Source organism: Nocardia paucivorans NBRC 100373, assembly GCF_000308675.1.
In the GTDB taxonomy this organism is placed as follows: domain Bacteria; phylum Actinomycetota; class Actinomycetes; order Mycobacteriales; family Mycobacteriaceae; genus Nocardia; species Nocardia paucivorans.
Genome location: NZ_BAGE01000046.1, coordinates 275,678 through 293,967, shown reverse-complemented (window position 1 = coordinate 293,967; position 18,290 = coordinate 275,678). Strand labels below are relative to the sequence as shown.

The window sequence follows — 18,290 nt, the reverse complement described above, 5'->3', positions numbered from 1 at the left end:
ACGTCAGCATGAGCCTATGCAGTCTTCGACCTCGAATATCGACCGAGTTCTCGCCTCCTTCGACGATCTGTGGAATCCGCGTATCCTCACCCGGGTCAACGACTGGGACATTCGACTCGTCAAAGTGCGTGGCGAGTATGTCTGGCACGCGCACGGCGATACCGACGAGCTGTTCCTCGTGCTCGACGGAGCGCTCGACATCCATCTGCGCGAGACGGGCCGACCCGAGCGCTGTGTCCGACTCGGACGAAACGACGTCTTCGTCGTCCCCCGGGGCGCCGAACACCGCCCGGTCTCGGACGACGGTGCGACATTGATGCTGTTCGAACCGTCCGGCACACTCACCACGGGCGACTATGCGGGTGAGATTCCCGAGCACATCACCTCCACCACCGGGACACTTGCCGGCGAACCTCCTGCCGTCGCGGACCGATAGCGCGGACGTGGTGGTTCACGTGCTTCGATCGCCACGATGGTGCGCTGCGTGGACCGGGCGCATCGCGGCGACGAAACAACTGTCACAGTGACAGGATTCTCATGCAGCGCTCCAGCGGCTGGTGTCATGGCCGCCGAGACAGGACACAATTGGTTGGGGGTGGGGGAGTTGCTGTGCGCGATTCTCGACTCTCCGCCATCGCCTCTCGCCGTTCGCCGGCAACGGCTCGGACGTAATACGTTCACCCTCGATGATCTGCGCGAATCGGCCCGGTCCATTGTTCCCGGACCGGCGCGGTGAGCGCATGGACCTCTATCGCCTGCGACGGTTGCTTTTCAGGTGAAGGGGCCACATGCCGATGAATTCCGGGCCGCGATTCGTCGGGGCTGAACGCATCGGTGAAGGGCACGATGTAGCCCGAGGTAGCGGGACCGACATTGTCGGGATGCGCGACCATGGTGTGGGGGCGACCCGGTAGGAGGGCGGCGTTGTGCGGTTGAGCGAAGAACAGGCGCGAGAGCGTTTCGCCCAAGGGCGGGTGGCGCGACTGGCGACGGTCACCCGGAGCGGGAATCCGCATCTCGTGCCCATCGTTTTCGCAGCGGTCGGCGACATCGTCTATACGAGTGTCGACGCCAAACCCAAGTCGACAACCGCGTTACGTCGGTTGGAGAACATTGCGGCGAATCCGAATGTGGCCGTACTGGTCGACCATTACAGCGAGGACTGGGATCGGCTGTGGTGGGTGCGCGCCGACGGTACGGCGCGATTGGTCGAGGCCGATGAGGCGCGCACGGCCGTGGAGCAGCTGACCGCGCGCTACCCGGTGTACCGGACCCAGCCGCCGCCGGGTCCGGTGCTCGCGATCCGGGTTACGCGTTGGTTGGGCTGGTCGGCCGGTTGACGCCGCCCGGACGGCTCGGGTGTCGGTCGCACCGGTTGCCGCTCAGGCCATCGCGAAGCGCAGCAGGGCCTGTTTGTCGCCCTGCTTGATCTTGCCCTTGCGGTTGAGCACCTCGAGCTGCCAGACATTGCCGTTGCGGAAGGCGCGAGCGACGGCATTGGCGTTGTCGTTGCCGAGCAGCGACGGCCAGATATCGGCGACCTGCTGGCTGCTGCCACCGGTGGAGTCGTAGATCTTGAACGAGATGTTGTTCGCCTTGTCGAACGAGGAACCCCTCTTGAAGGCCGCGGCGACGAAGATGATGGAGTCGATGGCGCTCGGAACGTCCGCGAAGGTGACGTGCACGGTTTCGTCGTCGCCGGACGCGGCGCCGGTCTGTTCGTCACCGGTGTGCAGGACCGCGCCATTGCCCAGGGGGTCGAGCGAATCGAGTCCGGCGAAGCGCACCGGCTCGCTGCCCTGCATGAGGATGGCGATCAGATCCAGGTCCACCCCGCGCTTACGACGTGCCCAGCCGAGCGCTCCGCCGCTGGTGCCCGCGGACGGGTCCCAGCTCACTCCGACACTCAGCTTGGTAATCCCCGCGAGATCCGCTGCACCGTCTTCTTTCTTGAGCGTGATCATGAGTTCACAGTACCGGGCATCGTCGAACACCGGTCGGGGGTCGGCCGGTGGGACGGGAACTCATCGCGCGGTGACGAATCCCTGCGCCACCATCCAGTCGCGCGCCACCTCCGCCGGTTCGCGACCCTCGACATCGACCTGACGGTTGAGTTCGGTGATGGCCGCGTTGGTGAGCCGTGCGGAGACGGGCGCCATGACCTCGGCGACCCGGGGATGGGCGGCGGCGAAGTCGGCACGCATGACCAGGGCCGCATTGTATTTGGGGAAATGGCCCAGATCGTCGTCGAGTACGACCAGGTCGAGGGCGGGGATACGTCCGTCGGTGACGGCCACCGAACCGAAACGGCAGCGGCGGCCGTCGGCCACGGAGGTGTAGACGAGGGCGTCCTGGATGATGTATTTGCGCACGGTGTTCTCGTCGATACCGTATTTCCGCGCCATACCGGGGAAACCGTCCTGCCGGACATTGAATTCGGTGCCGACGCAGGTTGCCGCGGCCTCGGCGTCGGAATTCACCAGGTGGGCATAGTCGGAGAGGGTGCGCACACCGGTGGTTTCGGCGGTGGTCCGGTTGGTGACCAGGGCGTAGGTGTTGTTCATGGGGGCCATGGCCGTCCACACCATGCCGTGCGCGGCCAGGTCGGCATCGCGGACGGCTTCGAACTGACCGAGCTCGCCGGCCACGGGGATTTCGTTGCCGAGATAGTTCATCCAGCCGGTGCCGGTGTAGTCGTAGGCGAGATCGATCTGACCGTGCAGCTGCGCATCGCGCAGACTGTTGGAGCCCTGGATATCGGTGAGGTCGCGGACATCGGCCCCGGCGGCGACCATGGCGAACTCGATGAGATAGCCGAGGATGTTCTGTTCGGTGAAATCCTTGGAACCCACGGTGATCGGGACGCCCGTCAACTCCGGAACCGGCCGGATACTGCCCGGGCCGACTCGCAGCGGAACGGCGCCACCGGATTCGAGGCCGCAGCCGGTGAGGAGGGTCGCCAGGGCGTAGAGGACGACGGCTACCGTGCCGAAGGCGGCGCTGCGCCGGGATCGGCCGCTCATCGCAGCCCTCGCGGTCCGAGGAATTCTTCGGCCAGGGCCCCCAACCAGTCCACCAGCAGCGCCAGGGCGACGGCGAGTACGGCGCCCACCATCAGCGTCACGGTGTCGCGCAGTTTGTAACCGGTGTCGATGAGGATGCCCAGCCCGCCCGCGCTCACCAGGAACGACAGGGTGGCGGTGCCGACAGCGAGCACCAGGGAGGTGCGCAGCCCGGCCAGGATGTAGGGGATGGCGAGCGGGAACTCGATCCGGCGCAGCACCATGGCCGAGGACATGCCCTGCCCACGACCGGCATCGATGAGAGCGGGATCCACCTGCCGATATCCGAGGATCGTATTGCGCAGCACCGGCAGCAGCGAGTAGAAGGCGATGGGCGCCACCCCGATCCAGAAACCGGTGGTTTCGGTGACCAGGTAGAACAGCACGATCAGACCGATGGCCGGGGCGGCCGCGCCGATATTGGCGACTCCGACGAAAAGCGGAGCGAGTCGGCGGTATCCCGGTCGGGTCAGCATTGTGCCCAGGGGAACCGCGACGACCAGGACGATGGCCACCACCGTGACGGTGATCAGCACATGCTGCCAGGTGACGGTCGCGATGGTGCCCGGGCGCAGGCTCGCCCGTTGAGTGGCGGTGAGGTCGCGGGCGAAAGCCCACACCAGCACCCCCACCGCCAGGGCGAGGGCCAGCGCCGGTTGCAGCAGCAGCCGTAACCGTTCCGCGCGGCGTTGTGCCGCCCGGGGAACGGTCCGGACCGAGCCGGGCGCGGTCATGGCGTCCGTCCCACGGGCGTCCGGTCGGCGGCGTGTTCGGCCCGCTGCCGGGCCAGATGCCCCACCAGCAGGTCGATGGTGACCACGCCGACGTATCGGCCGGCGGTGTCGGTGACGATCGCGCGGGCGGCGCTTTCCCGCAACAGCGCTTCCAGGGCGTCCTGGAGCGTGTCCCGGACGGATATCGGCTCGCCCACCGGGTCGCCGGCGGTGCGCACGGATTCACCGCCACTCGTTTCCGACGCCGAAACCCAGCGCCGGGGTCGGTGTTCGGAATCCAGGACGAGCACGGGGGATCGGCCGGTGTTGCCGAGTGCGCGACGCAGGACCTCGACCGGTTCGCCCTCGAGCACGGTGGGGCAACGGTCGAGTTCGATATCACCCACTCGGGCGAGGGTTAGTTGTTTGAGGGAGGCATCGGTGCCGATGAACTCGGCGACCGTTTCGTCGGCCGGGGCGGCGAGGATCGCGGCGGGCGTGTCGTATTGGCGGATCCGGGACCGTGCGCCCAACACCGCGATACGGTCCCCGAGTTTGACCGCCTCGTTGAAATCGTGGGTGACGAAGACGATCGTTTTGCGCAGCTCCGACTGCAAGCGCAGCAATTCGTCCTGGAGGAGCCCGCGGGTGACCGGGTCGACGGCGCCGAACGGCTCGTCCATCAACAGCACCGGCGGGTCGGCGGCCAGTGCCCGCGCCACCCCGACGCGCTGCTGTTGGCCGCCGGAAAGCTGCCGGGGGTACCGATCCCGGAACTCGTGCGGGGGCAGGCCGACCAGCTCCAGCATCTCGTCCACACGTGCCGCGATGCGGTCGCGTTCCCAGCCGAGCAGTTTCGGCACGGTGGCGATATTGCGGCCGACCGTCATATGCGGGAACAGGCCTGCCTGTTGGATGGAATAGCCGATTCCGCGGCGTAGTTCGTCGGCGTCGAGGGACATGATGTCGGTGCCGCCGATGCCGATGGTGCCGGAGGTGGGTTCGATGAGGCGGTTGATCATCCGCATGGTGGTGGTCTTGCCGCAACCCGAGGGGCCGACCAACACCACGATCTGTCCGGCCGGGATGGTCATGCTCACGGTGTCCACCGCCGGTCGGGGTTGTCCCGGATAGTGTTTGGTGACCGAGTCGAGCACGATCTCGACACCGGATACGGGTTCGGAATCAGTCACGGATTCCCCTCGAGGTGGTCGCTCGGCCCAGCAGCACCAGGATGCCGTCCAGCAGGAGGGCCGAGGTGACGATGAGCACCGTGCCGGTCAGTGCCTGCGGTATCGCGTTCGGCGTACCCAGTCGGGAGAGTCCGGAGAAGATCAGATTGCCCAGACCTGGGCCTTTGGCATAGGCGGCGATGGCGAGGATGCCCATCAGCATCTGGGTGCTGATGCGGATTCCGGTGAGGATCGACGGCCAGGCCAGGGGGAGTTCGATGACGGTGAGAATTCGCAACCGGTTCATTCCGACCCCGCGGGCGGCGTCGGTGACCGCGGGATCGACGGCGGTCAGCCCGACGATGGTATTGCGCAGAATCGGCAGCAGGGCGTACAGCACCATGGCGGTGACGGTCGGTGCCACCCCGAGACCGAGTAGGGGAATCAGCAGGCCCAACAGGGCGAACGACGGAATGGTGAGCACGGTGCTCGCCGTGGCCGTGGCCAGTGCGGAGCCGAGCGGACTGCGGTGGACACCGATACCCAGCAGCACCGCGATCAGCGTGGCCACCGCCACCGACTGCACCACCGCCGAGACGTGGAGGTAGGAGTCGGTGAGTAATTGGTAGCGCCGGTCGACGACGAAGTTCCACAGGGTGTCCAGGGCGCCCTCACCTCCCGGTTCGGTCCCGGTCAGTGTAATGGGCGACGGACGGCGGAAACAGGCTGTGCGCGAACCCGGGTCGGCGTGGAAGCGCCGGGCTACCGGTCCCGGCCGGGGCGGGGCCACGGATTGTGCTCGAGCCGTTCGACGGATTCGTTGAATCGCTCGACCAGCCGGCTCAACTGTTCGACGTCTTCGGCCGGCCAGTCGGCGACGACCTTCTCGAGTCCGCGGTGGTTCTGGGCGAGATCGCCCGCCAGCAGTTCCAATCCTTTGGCGCTGGGACGGATCTTGCGCGCTATCCCGCCCTCGGGGTCGGGAACCCGGTCGACCAGTCCTTGTTCGAGCATGGCACCCACCTGGCGGTTGATCGTCGAGATGTCGAGTTTGAACGTCTCGGCCAGTTCGCGCAGGGTGAGCGGTTCCCCGAGGCGAAGGCGGGTCAGGATCAAGAACGCCGAGCGATCGAGTCGGCAGCCCGGGTTGCGGCGGGTGGCCGGGAAATGCCGGGACAGCAGGGTCAGTTCCAGCGAAAGCCGGGACAAAACCGTGTCGCCCGGGTTTGCGGTGGCCGTGGCGGCGGAAACACCCGAATCGGACATCTGCTCACTATCCCGTCTGTCTTCGGCGGATTCAAATAATGTATTATACATAGAGTATGTAATATGCATGGCCATTCACGGGTCGACTTTCGGGTCGACACCGTCGGTTCGGCGTGGTGAGGACCTCGGAGGGTCGAATGGGGTGGGGAAAGTCCAAGACGGTGGCTCCTTATCGGGATACCGGCACATCGGCGTCGCGCCGGTCCACGCCGGTGACGAATCGGCTGCTCATCGCATTCGCAGTGGTGGTCGGTCTGGTCGTTGTGGGGGTGGTCGGTGCGCACTGGTGGGGGCAGCGCGGTGCCGACGAGGCGATCGTCGGAGAACGGCTGCTCGAATTTCCCGCCATCGATCCCGCGACGCTCGAACCGCTACAGGCCCGAATCGTCGAGATCGCCGCCGTCGAATACGCCGCTCCGGGAGCGGGAGTGAAATACGCCGAGGGCGTGGTGGAGCCGTGGTGCGCCGATTTCGTCAGTTGGGTGATGCGATCGGCGGGCGCGCCGTTGTCGAACCCGAACTCCGGCTCGTGGCGGATACCGGGTGTCTACACCCTGCAGGAGTACTACGAGAGCACCGGCAGATTCGAGGCGGCCGGAACGGGTTACCGTCCCCGCACCGGGGACGTGGTGCTCTACGCTCCGAACAGCCCGTTCGGGCAACACGCCAATATCGTGCTCCGCATCGACGGCGACCGGATGACCACGATCGGCGGCAACGAGCACGATGCCATCCGAATCCACCGATTCGCTCCGAGTGAGGTGCCCACCATTGTCGGCTTCGGACGGCTGTAGGCGCATTCGCGCCATGAGCACGGACGGGCCCGCGACCCGCGTCATCGTTATCGCGTACTGTGACGAGCAGTTCGTGGGAGGTGAGGGTCTCGGAGCGCGTATTGGAACCGATCGCTGTGGACGAGCCGATTTGGATCGACTACCCCGAGTTCGGTGAACGTTTCGTCGCCCAGGCGGTGACGGTGCGGCGGATCGAGGCCGCCATTGCCGGTATCACCGACCGCGGGCTCACGATCGGCCCGTTCTCGCTGGGCCCGGCCGGTCTCGCGGGGTTCGTCGCCGAGGGCAGGTTGGGCAGGCCCGAGGTCGTTCGCCGCGGCCCGGAGGTCGTCTTCGACACCCGGATTCCGGCGTTTCTCACCTTGAAGGTGTTGGTGGGTGGCAAGAAACTGCGGGTGGAGGCGGGTGTGTTCGTCGGTCTCACCCTGCATGCCCGTACCGCCGACCCACTGCTGATCGTCATCGATATCCCTCGGGTCCACCCGGACGATGTGAACGTGGTGCTGCGCGCCCGCGCCGAGGATTCGAAGAGCGAATGGCTGCTCGATCCGATCGCGGGACGTCTGCGGCGGGAAATCGCCAAGCGGGTGAACGCCCTGCTCGCCGACCCGTCGACGCGGCGCCGGCGGATCTACGATATCGAGGCCATTGTCGCGGGTGTCCGCTCCGAACATCGCACCCGCACCGAATTCGACTGGATCGACTACGCCGAGTTCGGTCGGCGGTTCTTTCCGCGAATCGTCACCCGCGAGCGGGTGTTCGAAGTGGTGGGACGGCTTTCCGGGCGCGGTATCGCGGTGGGGCCGTTCCGCACCGGGCCTCGGGCGTCGGCGCAGGTCGAGGTGCACGGTGAAATCGGGGCTCCGGAACTGTCCGAACGATCCGTGCCGGTGATATCCACCGATGTGGTCGATACCACCGCGGTCCAGTTCGATCTGCTGGTTCCGGTATCGCTGGACATCACCGTCGATGTGCTCAAGGCCAATCACTATCGCGCCGAGTTGGCCATTCCGTTGGTGCTCACCGCCCGTGCCGCCGCGCCGTTGTGGATCGTGGTCGAGGCCGAACCTCCCGCTCCCGCCGATATCCATATGGAATTCGCGGCGGACGGATTACGCGCGGCCGCGCTCGGGGCGGTGGCCAAGATCAAGAAACAGGTCATCGGTCAGGTGGTGCGATTCGTGGAACGAGAATTGGCGGACCCGACGGGACGCACCGTCGATGTGGCCGAACGAATCGATCGACTGCTATGAGCCCGGCCCCATCCACTTTTGTGTTGCGCGTGTAATGGATGGTTCTGGAGTTACCTATGTGAATATGGTGAAATAGGCTCACGTTCGAGGCACCCGGCGCGCGGCGCTTTGGGGAAGGCGCGCCGGGCACGCTGTTGCCGTTCCATTCGGTTGTGCGCGAAGGAGTCCTGCGATGCGATCCGCTCTGTCTCGGCGTGCTCTTTTCGGATACACCACGGCGGCCGCGATAGGTGCGGTGGTCGGCACCGCGGGAGCGGCGGTCGGTTCGTCGCCCGCCGCCGCCCGTCCCTTCGGCACCCTGCTCGACTATTCGGCCGGAGTGCCCGCCGCGTCGGCCATCAAGGAAGCCGGCCATGTCGGGGTGATTCGCTATGTGTCGGATCGTCGGCCCGGCGCCGAATGGATGCGGGGCAAACCGGTACAGAGCGCCGAAGTGGAGGCGCTGCGGGCGGCAGGATTGCGGATCGTTTCCTGCTATCAGTACGGCAAGGGGCCGACGGCGGACTGGCGGGGCGGGCACGAGGCCGGGAAGCGGCATGCCGAGCGCGGTCTGGAACTGCATCGCGCCGCGGGTGGTCCGCCGGGACGGCCGATCTACGCCTCCATCGATGACAACCCGAATCCGATCGATTTCGCCACGTTGATCCTGCCCTATCTACAGGGTTGGCAGTCGGTCCTGGGTCGGGAGAACACCGGCGTCTATGCCAACGCGCCGACCATCGAACTCGCCCGGCTCGCCGGCGTGGGTTCCTGGTATTGGCAGCACAACTGGGGCACTCCCGCGGGGTTCGTCCATCCGGCCGCCCATCTGCATCAGGTCGAAATCGACCGCCGCACCGTCGATGGTGTCGGAGTCGACGTGAACGAGATCCTCACCCCGGAATACGGCGCCTGGTAACCATCCGCCGACCGCACCCCGTCGCATGATCGTCCGGGGTGGATGAGCCCGCCGGGTCGGGCTCGGCGCAGCGGTTCCTCAGGTCTGGCAGTGACAGGTGGAAGCGACGCGCAGGTCGGGCTCGTCCTCGGGAACCACTCGTAGGGAGGGACGGCTCTCGGGGGAGTGGTGGTTGCCCATCCAGGACAGCAGCGACCACCGGGACAGCCCGGACAGGGCCGAGCCGATGCTGAGGAACGAGCCGGACGAGATGACCGAGGCGAACGATCCGATGGAACCGATCGACAGGATCGAGCCGACACTGCCGATGGACAGGATCGAATACGCCGAGCCGATGGACAGGATCGACCCCTCCGAACGAATGGAAAGAATCGATCGGTGGGAATGTCGGCCGCGGTGTGGACCGGGGCGGGGCTTCGTGGGGATCTCGGGAGCGGCCATGGGTCCCGGTTTACCACAGTGATGGAAGGCTCGGGAGGGGGCCGGGCAGATCTCCGTATACCGATATGGGCCCCGCGAGCGTATCGCTCGCGGGGCCCAGATATCCGAATGTTGTCAGGCGACCGTGAAGAACCCGAGGGTCGGCACGAAGGAGCAGGTGCGCGCCGAGCCGTCCTCGACCTGAGTGGTCAGCGAGCCGCCGATAACGGCCACGATCCGACCGCGGCCGGTGTCGGCGATCGCCGACAGGGTGGCCGGGCCATCGGGGTTGATATTGGCCTCGGTGGTCAGCGGCTGGACACCTGAGGCACCGGTGTCCAGATTGCGCCACTGCACGGTCATCGGTGGATTCTGGGTCGCGGTCGGCCGGTCGGTGCCGAGCGCGGTGAACACGAAGCCGGTCTGCCCCGCGGCCGGGCCGGGCGGCGGGAGCTGCGCGGGACCCGGGACGGCGAGCGCGGTTCCGACCGAATCACCGGAAGGGGCGATGCAGTCCTGACCCACGGTCGGGTAGAGGAACTGGGCAATGGCCGGTCCGTCCTGCGGGACCTCCACGCCGCCGCCACCGCTTCCGTCCAGGAAGGTGATGACACGTTCCAGAGTGGACTTGATCTGCGGCGGCAGCGGCACCGTGGCGAGCAGCCGGCGGGCCTGGTCCAGGATCAGCGCCTGGGTGCTCCCCGGCGCGGCGATCTCTCCTGCCGGAGCGGGGGCCGCGATCGCATCCGCGATAACGGGAGCCAGGGAGACCAGAGCGTCCACGGGGACGCCTTCGGGCACCATGGGAACACTGTTCACCGACGCTGTGGGTGCCGGGGCCGCGACGGCCGTGGTCGGCGCCGCGAGGGAGGCGCTCGCGGCGATAACGAGCGCGGACAATGCGATCCGCGATCCTCGGGTGCGAAGCACTGGTCTAGCCGTCCTTACCTCGTGGTACATCGGAGCGACGCTGAAATACCGTCGTTTCGGGGTCACTCTAAGGACCTCCTTGCGCGTTGTACAGCGTCGGGGCCGGGTTCGCGACCGTTACCCATCTGTGGTATAGCACTCCAGGGTGTGACCTGTGTGATTGCTGTGAGTATTGATGCAAATGTTATTTCATACCGATCACAGAGATCGATACCGTCTGCTTCGATCCCATCACAAAAATTCGTCCCGGGAACGAGAGTCGACTCCGATGGAGCTGCCCTGATGTCGAGATCGGCCCGATTGCGGCGGTGGTGTGGAAAGGGGGAAGACCCCAGGTCGTGACGGCTCCGCACGGTACCGCCGAAAGCGGTTTCGGAGGACACGGCACCGCGCCGCCGAAGGTGACGTCATCGACCACGGCTAAGGTAGTGCGAGCCGGAAGCACCTGTCGCCGAATCGCCCACCCATGCGGGTCCGGCCGACGGCCCGACTCGAAAGCCCGTGTAGTGAACCAGTCCCGCGCCCGGACCGATAGCCGTCCGTCCGCCGCACCCTTCCGTTTTGCCGTCGCGGCACTGGGTTTGACCGTGCTGGTGCGCATGCTGTGGATGCTGTTGGCGCCCAACGGGATGAACCTGGTGGACTTGCACGTCTACGTGGACGGCTCGGCCGCGCTGCTGACCGAACACCTCTACGACTTCACCTACGCGGAGAAGACCCCGGACTTCCCGCTGCCGTTCACCTATCCGCCATTCGCCGCGGTGGTGTTCTTCCCGCTGCACTATCTGCCGTTCACCCTGGTGGCGGTGTTGTGGCTACTGGCCATCGCGGCGGCCCTGTACTGGGTGGTGCGGATCGCGTTCGAATTGCTGTTGGGGCCCGAGGAGGCGCGTCGGCCGCATCGGCGCACGGCGATCGTGGCCTGGACGGCGGTCGGATTGTGGCTGGAGCCGGTGCGCACCACCATCGACTACGGACAGGTCAATGTCTTCCTGATGCTCGGTGTCATGCTGGCGGTCCGCAGCAGTCGATGGTGGCTCTCCGGATCGCTGGTCGGCGTTGTGGCCGGGATAAAGCTGACCCCCGCGATCAGCGGGCTGTACTTCGCGGCCCGGCGGCGCTGGGTCACGGCACTGTGGTCGGCGGTGGTCTTCGCTGCCACCGTGGGGCTCAGCTTTCTGCTCGCGCCCGCGGAGACCCGACGGTATTTCGGCACCCTGCTCGGCGACGCCGACCGGATCGGACCCGTGGGTTCGGTGTGGAACCAGTCGTTGCGCGGGACGCTGAGCCGCCTGCTCGGCACCGATGTGGAGACCGGCCCCTGGTGGTTGGCGGGTGTCGCGCTGACCACGGCGATGGCCTGGTTCGCCTGGCGCGCACTGCGCCGGGACGATCTGCTGGGCACCCTGGTGGTGGTGCAGTTGTTCGGGCTGATGATCTCGCCCATCTCGTGGTCGCACCACTGGGGCTGGCTGTTGCCCACCGTGCTGTGGCTGGTGTACGGGCCGTATCGGTCGATACCGGGGGCGCGGATCCTGGCCGGTTATTGGCTGCTCACCGCCCTCGTGGGAGCGCCGTGGGTGCTGTCGTTCTTCCAGGACTCGATCTGGACGATTTCCCGGCCGGGGATTCTGTCCTGGTTGGGGGCGGTCGATGTGATCGGTGTGCTGGCGTTCTACGCCTGGATCATCCGGTCGGGCCGTCGGTCGGATCGGGTCGATCGACCAGCCGATCTATCTGCCGAGCCAGAGCCACGTCCCGTTCCGTGAGTCCGCCTACGGCGTGAGTGGACAGGGTGAAGGTGATATTGCGCCAGCGGATATCGATATCGGGGTGGTGATCGGCGGCTTCGGCGGCTTCGGCCACTCGGCGCACCAGTTCTATCCCCGCGGGGAACGAGGCCGCCCGCACGGTGCGGGTGATGGCATTGCCGGAGCGGGTCCACTCGGGCAGCGAATCGAGTGCTTCGGCGATTTCGGCGTCGGTGAGCAGCTGAGCGGTCATAGTGGCCGGGATACCACGGCATGGGGACTTCATACCCGATGCCGTACGGCCCGATCGTCATATGCGCGACGCGCGGGGACGGAAGCGGTGGACGCTCAGGCCGCGCGCGCTTTCTTCAGTCCCTTTTTCAACTCTTTGCCGGTGACGCCCGCGGCTTCCAGGCGTTTCATCCGCATAATGACGACAGGGCATTTCACGCAGCGCGTCTTCTTGCGACAGCATTTCTTCTTCGGCTCGAGACGTGCGACCTCTTTCGCCTTGACCTTGCCCATGGAAGGTTAGCTTACCCTAACCGACATGCACCGGAAGGTAGGTGCGGCGCTCCCGGTAGGGTGTAACAGGCCGCGATGCCCGGTGAGTTCGAGTCTCCCCTGTCGCAGGGTCCGGCCGAACAGCACAAGCCAACAGCAGGAGGAACCGGCGTGTCGTCTGCACGCGATTTTCGCAACGTCGCCATCGTGGCCCACGTAGACCACGGAAAGACGACGCTGGTCGACGCCATGTTGCGGCAGTCGGGAGCGTTCGCCGAGCGGGTCGAGCCGGTCGATCGCGTGATGGACTCCGGTGATCTGGAACGCGAGAAGGGCATCACCATTCTCGCCAAGAACACCGCCGTCCACCGGCACCACCCGGACGGCAGCGTCACCGTCATCAATGTCATCGATACCCCGGGCCACGCCGATTTCGGCGGCGAAGTGGAGCGGGGACTGTCCATGGTCGACGGTGTGGTGCTGTTGGTCGACGCCTCCGAGGGGCCGCTGCCGCAGACCCGGTTCGTCCTGCGCAAGGCCCTGGCCGCCTGCTTGCCGGTGATCCTGGTGGTGAACAAGACCGACCGGCCCGACGCCCGGATCGCGGAGGTCGTGGAGGAAAGCCACGACCTGTTGTTGGATCTGGCCTCCGACCTGGACGACGAGGCCGCCGAGGCCGCCGAACTCGCGCTGGACCTGCCGGTGCTGTACGCGTCCGGTCGCGAGGGCAAGGCCGCCAAGGAGCGCCCGGAAAACGGCAGCGCCCCTGCCGCGGAGAATCTGGACGCCCTGTTCGATGTGCTGCTCGAGCACATCCCGGCGCCCAAGGGCGACCCGACCGCACCCCTGCAAGCGCATGTCACCAACCTGGACGCCTCCGCGTTTCTGGGACGGTTGGCGCTGGTGCGGGTGCACAACGGTGAGCTGCGCAAGGGACAGACCGTGGCGTGGATGCACGGCGACGGTGTGAAGAACGTCAAGATCACCGAACTGCTGCAGACGGTCGGGGTGGAGCGGAAACCGGGTGAGGTCGCGGTGGCGGGCGATATCGTCGCGGTCGCCGGCATCCCGGACATCATGATCGGCGATACCCTCGCCGACCCGGACAACCCGGTGGCGCTGCCGCGGATCACCGTGGACGAGCCCGCCATCTCGGTGGTCATCGGCACCAACACCTCGCCGCTGGCGGGCCGGGTGCCGGGACACAAACTCACCGCGCGCATGGTGAAGGCCCGGCTCGATCAGGAACTGGTCGGCAATGTCTCGCTGCGGGTGCTCGACATCGGTCGCCCGGACGCCTGGGAGGTGCAGGGCCGTGGTGAACTGGCGTTGGCCGTGCTGGTGGAGACCATGCGGCGCGAAGGGTTCGAGCTGACCGTCGGGAAACCGCAGGTGGTGACCCGTCAGGTGGACGGCAAGGTGTACGAGCCGTATGAGGAGCTCACCATCGACTGCCCGGACGAATACCTGGGCGCGATCACCCAGCTGCTGGCCAACCGCAAGGGCAAGATGGTGCAGATGACCAACCACGCCGCGGGATGGGTGCGGATGGAGTTCATCGTGCCCTCCCGTGGACTCATCGGCTTCCGCACCGATTTCCTCACCGAAACCCGCGGCACCGGTATCGCCAACGCCGTATCGCACGGGTATGCGCCGTGGGCCGGGGAGATCCGGGCCCGGCACACCGGATCGTTGGTCTCCGACCGTGCGGGCACGGTGACCCCGTTCGCCATGATCCAGCTCGCCGATCGCGGCCAGTTCTTCGTGGAACCGGGTGCGGAGACCTACGAGGGCATGGTCGTGGGGATCAATCCGCGGGCGGAGGACCTCGATATCAATGTCACCCGGGAGAAGAAGCTCACCAATATGCGCTCTTCCACCGCCGATGTGATGGAGACCCTGGCCAAACCGCTGCAGTTGGATCTGGAGAGCGCCATGGAGTTCTGCGCCGCCGACGAATGCGTGGAGGTGACCCCGGAAGTGGTGCGGGTGCGCAAGGTGACCCTGAGTGCCACCGAGCGGGCCCGGGAACTGTCCCGCCGTAAGGCCCGTGACCGCGCGGCGGCACTGTAGGGCCGCCTTCGTCGCCCGATCGGGTGGGACGAGGCAGGGTAATGTGCCGATGGTGATTTCGGGGCTCCACCGGCGCGCAGTGCTGCGCGCCCTACTGGTCTTGACGACAGTTGTGCTACCGGTAGCGGCCGGATGCACCGCGAATCCGCCGCCGCCCATCGCCAGCACCGAGAGTCCGCAGACCGAACCGGCGCGGCCGACCAAGAACACCGTGGTGGTGGCCATCGACGATATCGGGCTCGGGTTCAACCCGCATCTGCGATCGAACCAGTCCCCGGCCACCGCCGCTGTCGCGTCCATGGTGTTGCCGAGCCCGTTCCGTCCCACCCCGGATCCGGCGGTGCCGGGCGGGACGCTGTGGGTGCCGGACACCGACCTGATCGAGTCGGCGACGGTCACCTCCCAGGAACCGTTCACCATCACCTACGAACTACAGGATCAGGCGCACTGGTCCGATGGGGCGCCGATCGCCGCCGAGGACTTCTGGTACCTGTGGCAGCAGATGATCACCCAGCCGGGAGTCATCGACCCGGCCGGGTATCGGCTTATCACCGGAGTTACGTCCTCGGGTGGGGGCAAGACGGTCACGGTCACCATGGCCACCCCCTACCCGGCATGGCGGGAGTTGTTCGCGAACCTGCTGCCCTCGCATCTGATGAAGGATTCGCCCGGTGGTTTCCAGCGGACGCTGCTGGAGCGGATCCCGGTGTCGGGCGGTAATTTCCACATCGAATCCGCCGACCCCGGCCGTGACGAGATCCTGCTCGAACGCAACGACCGCTTCTGGGGGACCCCCGCCCGTCCCGATCAGATCCTGTTGCGGCGCGGTGGGACCCCCGCGCAGGTGGCCCATTCGCTGCGCACCGGTGATGCGCAGATGGCGTTGATCCACGGGGGTGTCGCCACCCGGGCGCAGCTGGCGGCGATCCCGTCGGTGCGGACCGCGATCATGCCGCAGTCACGGCAGCTGCGGCTCGAACTCAACGGCCGCGCCGGGGTGCTCAGCGACCACCGGGTCCGCACCGCGGTGCTCGCCCTGCTGGATCCGGCGCTGTTGGCGACCGTCGGCGCGCAGACCGGCGGCTGGGTGGAGCCGGCCTTGGCGCAGGTGCTCTCGCCCTCGGATCCCGGTTATGTGCCAACGGCGCCGCCGCGGCCGACCCCGGAACAGGCGTTCGGGTTATTGGCCGAGGCCGGTTTCGGTCGGGCCCCGGAACCGCCGCCGGTACCGCCGACCTCGCCCGCGCCGCGACCCCGGTCGTTGGCGAAGAACGGAAAGGCACTGACCTTGCGGATCGGCGCGGTGAGCGGGGACGAAACGGCGCTCGCGGTGGCCAATACCGCGGCCGATCAGCTGCGTAGTGCGGGAATCGAGGCCACCGTGCTGGCCCTGCCCGCCGACGAGCTGTACGGCAAGAGTCTGGTGGAGAACGCTGTCGACGCCATTGTCGGCTGGGAGGCCACCGGCGGGGACGCGGCCACCGTTCTCGCCTCGCGATACGGCTGCCCCCCGCGCCCGCCCGCGGACCCGGATGCCGAGGTGCCCGTCGCCGTGGAGGCCGCGGGGCGGGCGCCGAGCAATCTGTCCGGTGTCTGTGACCCGGGCCTGCAGGCGGCGATCGACGGGGCCCTGCGCGGTATCGACGTGGGACGGGTGCTGGGCGAGACCGAACCCAGGCTGTGGGCGATGTCGGCGGTGCTGCCGATCGTGCAGGACAATGTGGTCGCCGCGGCGGGCCCGTCGGTGGACGGCGCCTCGCTGAGCGGCGCCATCCAGGCCGGTATCTTCGGTGATTCGGCGATGTGGCGGAGGGTACCGTGAGCGCGCCGAACGGTATGGGCGGGCTGCTGCTGGTACACGCCCACCCCGACGACGAGTCCATCACCACCGGCGGCACCATCGCGCTGTATCGGCGACGCGGTGTTCCCGTGACCGTGGTGACCTGCACCCTCGGCGAGGAGGGCGAGGTCATCGGGGAGGAATGGGCCGAGTTGACCGCCGACCGCGCCGACCAGCTCGGCGGCTATCGCGTGCTCGAATTGACCCGGGCGCTGGCCGAACTTGGTGTCGAGAGACCGCGTTTCCTCGGCGGAGCCGGCCGGTGGCGCGACTCCGGTATGGCGGGAACCCCCTCGGCCGACCATCCCCGGGCCTTCGTCCGCTCCGGCGCAGCGGCGGTGGAGGCGCTGACGGAGGTGCTGTTGGAGCTACGGCCCCGAGTGGTGGTGGGGTACGACCCCAAGGGCGGCTACGGGCACCCCGACCACATTCGGGCCCATGAGGTCACCACGGCCGCCGTGGCCGCGGCCGCCGACCGCGGATGGGACACCCCCAAGTTCTATTGGACGGTCACCGACGAGGACATGCTGCGGCTACACACCCAGGCCCTGGCCCGCCGCACCGTCGACGGGCTCCCGGGCGCCCTGCCCCCGGGATGGCGGTTACCGGCCGAAGGGGAGCTGGCCTGCGTGCCCAGTGTGTCCGTGACCACCACGGTGGACATCTCCGACGTGCTCGCCGCCAAACGCGCCGCCTTGCGCGCGCACGCCACCCAGGTGACAGTGGCGCCGTCGGGTCGCGAATTCGCGCTGTCCAACCGGATCGCCCAACCCGTGCTGCCCGAGGAACACTACGTCCTGGTCCGCGGCCGCCTCGGGCCCCGCGGGGCGGACGGCCGCGAGCACGATCTCTTCGCCGCACCGGAGTAGTTCGCGGGCGGACGAAACCCGACATCATCGCGGCGGCCCACCGACGATCTCACCGGCTGCCGAGCCGGGGTGGGTGAGCCGCTTAGACTCGGCGCATGGACACCCGGGATCTCCAGCGCGCCCCACGGCATACCGTCCGCACGATTCCCGTGAGCGGGCCTCGGCGCTCGCCGCTGTCGGCCCGGACACTCGCGTGACCGCCGTCGTGGACGATCCGGCACCCGCCCGCCCTCGGCGGTGGTCCTCGACGGCCGCCGCACTGGGGTTGCTCGTCGTCGCCGTGCTCATGGTGGATGCCGCGGTCACCCTCGTGCTCGAGGTCCTGTATCTGCCTCTCTACATGGGTGGTATGGCGTTCCCGATTGCCGCGCTGTGCGCCGGCGCGGTGAATATTGCCCTGGTACACGGCGCGAGTGTGGTCTCACCGCGCCCGGCGGTCATGTTCTTGCCGATGGCGGTCTGGTTGCTGTGTTTCCTGATCGCCGCCGGTGGTGGTCCGGGCGGTGATGTACCGCTGGGCAGTGATCTGCCCACCCTGCTGCTGTTCCTCTGCGGGGTGCTGCCGCCCTTGATCTACCTGTATGTGGCGGCCAACCGGGCCAGGTCCGCCGCCGGCCCGCGATAACAACCTGTCGACCAGGGCGGAATAGTCCGCCGGGGAACGAGGTTGTCATGGCTCACGAGCCCGGTCGAGGCTCGCCCCGGAGGAAGGACCCGGTATCGCGCGCCTCGACCCGCGCTGCCG

General features: G+C 67.3%; 21 protein-coding genes. 11 read left to right on the top strand and 10 right to left on the bottom strand.

Features of this window, described 5'->3' with window-relative positions; translation table 11 throughout:
* Positions 1-16: 16 nt before the first annotated feature.
* The 3 genes from ON32_RS17125 (at position 17) to ON32_RS17120 (ending at position 1,340) form a co-directional block, all read left to right on the top strand.
* Positions 17-436 (top strand): cupin domain-containing protein, encoded by a 420-nt coding sequence (locus tag ON32_RS17125; RefSeq protein ID WP_040791892.1) that lies wholly within the window; start codon positions 17-19, stop codon positions 434-436.
* A gap of 126 nt (positions 437-562) precedes the next feature.
* Complete coding sequence (locus ON32_RS28905; RefSeq protein WP_157224215.1) at positions 563-736, top strand: hypothetical protein; 174 nt, start codon at positions 563-565, stop codon at positions 734-736.
* A gap of 196 nt (positions 737-932) precedes the next feature.
* Positions 933-1,340 carry a TIGR03668 family PPOX class F420-dependent oxidoreductase gene (locus tag ON32_RS17120; RefSeq protein ID WP_040791999.1) on the top strand — a complete coding sequence of 136 codons (408 nt, stop codon included), beginning with the start codon at positions 933-935 and terminating at the stop codon, positions 1,338-1,340.
* 42 nt (positions 1,341-1,382) lie between these two features.
* Here the strand turns inward: ON32_RS17120 and ON32_RS17115 are convergent, their stop codons facing one another.
* The 6 genes from ON32_RS17115 to ON32_RS17090 all read right to left on the bottom strand — a co-directional run bounded on the left by ON32_RS17115 (position 1,383) and on the right by ON32_RS17090 (position 6,213).
* A complete protein-coding gene (locus ON32_RS17115; RefSeq protein WP_040791998.1) occupies positions 1,383-1,964 on the bottom strand; it encodes a TerD family protein in 582 nt (193 codons plus the stop codon).
* Between the two features lie 60 nt (positions 1,965-2,024).
* A complete protein-coding gene (locus ON32_RS17110; RefSeq protein WP_040791891.1) occupies positions 2,025-3,023 on the bottom strand; it encodes a glycine betaine ABC transporter substrate-binding protein in 999 nt (332 codons plus the stop codon).
* On the bottom strand, positions 3,020-3,796 hold the full coding sequence (locus ON32_RS17105) for an ABC transporter permease (RefSeq protein WP_040791890.1): 777 nt from the start codon (positions 3,794-3,796) through the stop codon (positions 3,020-3,022). Before ON32_RS17105 ends, ON32_RS17110 begins: the two co-directional genes overlap by 4 nt.
* On the bottom strand, positions 3,793-4,968 hold the full coding sequence (locus ON32_RS17100; protein WP_040791889.1) for an ATP-binding cassette domain-containing protein: 1,176 nt from the start codon (positions 4,966-4,968) through the stop codon (positions 3,793-3,795). The genes ON32_RS17105 and ON32_RS17100 overlap by 4 nt, the downstream gene beginning before the upstream one ends.
* Positions 4,961-5,611 (bottom strand): ABC transporter permease, encoded by a 651-nt coding sequence (locus ON32_RS17095; protein ID WP_040791997.1) that lies wholly within the window; start codon positions 5,609-5,611, stop codon positions 4,961-4,963. Before ON32_RS17095 ends, ON32_RS17100 begins: the two co-directional genes overlap by 8 nt.
* A 98-nt stretch (positions 5,612-5,709) precedes the next feature.
* Positions 5,710-6,213: a MarR family winged helix-turn-helix transcriptional regulator gene (locus ON32_RS17090; protein ID WP_083874589.1), complete on the bottom strand. Its 504-nt coding sequence runs from the start codon at positions 6,211-6,213 to the stop codon at positions 5,710-5,712.
* Positions 6,214-6,425: 212 nt separating this feature from the next.
* On the opposite strand from ON32_RS17090, the gene ON32_RS17085 reads away from it, so the two are divergent.
* From ON32_RS17085 to ON32_RS17075, 3 genes are all read left to right on the top strand, one after another.
* Positions 6,426-7,007, top strand: coding sequence for a CHAP domain-containing protein (locus ON32_RS17085; protein WP_040791995.1), 582 nt, complete (start codon positions 6,426-6,428; stop codon positions 7,005-7,007).
* Positions 7,008-7,123: 116 nt separating this feature from the next.
* Positions 7,124-8,260, top strand: coding sequence for a hypothetical protein (locus tag ON32_RS17080; protein WP_245551108.1), 1,137 nt, complete (start codon positions 7,124-7,126; stop codon positions 8,258-8,260).
* Positions 8,261-8,432: 172 nt separating this feature from the next.
* Entirely contained in the window at positions 8,433-9,158 is a 726-nt protein-coding gene (locus ON32_RS17075) for a DUF1906 domain-containing protein (protein WP_040791888.1), read from the top strand.
* A 78-nt stretch (positions 9,159-9,236) separates the two neighbouring features.
* On the opposite strand, the gene ON32_RS17070 is transcribed toward ON32_RS17075, so the two are convergent.
* Together ON32_RS17070 and ON32_RS17065 are read right to left on the bottom strand one after the other, a co-directional pair.
* A complete protein-coding gene (locus ON32_RS17070) occupies positions 9,237-9,599 on the bottom strand; it encodes a hypothetical protein (protein ID WP_051133341.1) in 363 nt (120 codons plus the stop codon).
* A 114-nt stretch (positions 9,600-9,713) separates the two neighbouring features.
* A complete protein-coding gene (locus tag ON32_RS17065; RefSeq protein WP_040791887.1) occupies positions 9,714-10,508 on the bottom strand; it encodes an Rv1157c family protein in 795 nt (264 codons plus the stop codon).
* 506 nt (positions 10,509-11,014) lie between these two features.
* On the opposite strand from ON32_RS17065, the gene ON32_RS17060 reads away from it, so the two are divergent.
* Entirely contained in the window at positions 11,015-12,277 is a 1,263-nt protein-coding gene (locus ON32_RS17060) for a mannosyltransferase (protein WP_051133340.1), read from the top strand.
* Here the strand turns inward: ON32_RS17060 and ON32_RS17055 are convergent.
* Positions 12,195-12,512 carry a 4a-hydroxytetrahydrobiopterin dehydratase gene (locus ON32_RS17055; RefSeq protein WP_040791886.1) on the bottom strand — a complete coding sequence of 106 codons (318 nt, stop codon included), beginning with the start codon at positions 12,510-12,512 and terminating at the stop codon, positions 12,195-12,197. The genes ON32_RS17060 and ON32_RS17055 overlap by 83 nt on opposite strands.
* Before the next feature lie 95 nt (positions 12,513-12,607).
* The gene (locus ON32_RS29345) at positions 12,608-12,784 is read right to left on the bottom strand and encodes a hypothetical protein (RefSeq protein ID WP_085995210.1); all 177 of its coding nucleotides are present in this window, start codon (positions 12,782-12,784) and stop codon (positions 12,608-12,610) included.
* A gap of 150 nt (positions 12,785-12,934) precedes the next feature.
* Between ON32_RS29345 and typA the strand changes: the two genes are divergently transcribed.
* The 4 genes from typA (at position 12,935) to ON32_RS17030 (ending at position 18,170) form a co-directional block, all read left to right on the top strand.
* A complete protein-coding gene (gene typA, locus ON32_RS17045) occupies positions 12,935-14,836 on the top strand; it encodes a translational GTPase TypA (protein WP_040791884.1) in 1,902 nt (633 codons plus the stop codon).
* A gap of 49 nt (positions 14,837-14,885) precedes the next feature.
* Positions 14,886-16,658 (top strand): ABC transporter family substrate-binding protein, encoded by a 1,773-nt coding sequence (locus ON32_RS17040; RefSeq protein ID WP_040791883.1) that lies wholly within the window; start codon positions 14,886-14,888, stop codon positions 16,656-16,658.
* Between the two features lie 14 nt (positions 16,659-16,672).
* Entirely contained in the window at positions 16,673-17,545 is an 873-nt protein-coding gene (gene mshB / locus ON32_RS17035) for an N-acetyl-1-D-myo-inositol-2-amino-2-deoxy-alpha-D-glucopyranoside deacetylase (RefSeq protein WP_040791991.1), read from the top strand.
* A gap of 193 nt (positions 17,546-17,738) precedes the next feature.
* Positions 17,739-18,170, top strand: a complete 432-nt coding sequence (locus tag ON32_RS17030) for a hypothetical protein (RefSeq protein ID WP_040791882.1) — start codon at positions 17,739-17,741, stop codon at positions 18,168-18,170.
* The last annotated feature ends 120 nt before the right edge of the window (positions 18,171-18,290 follow it).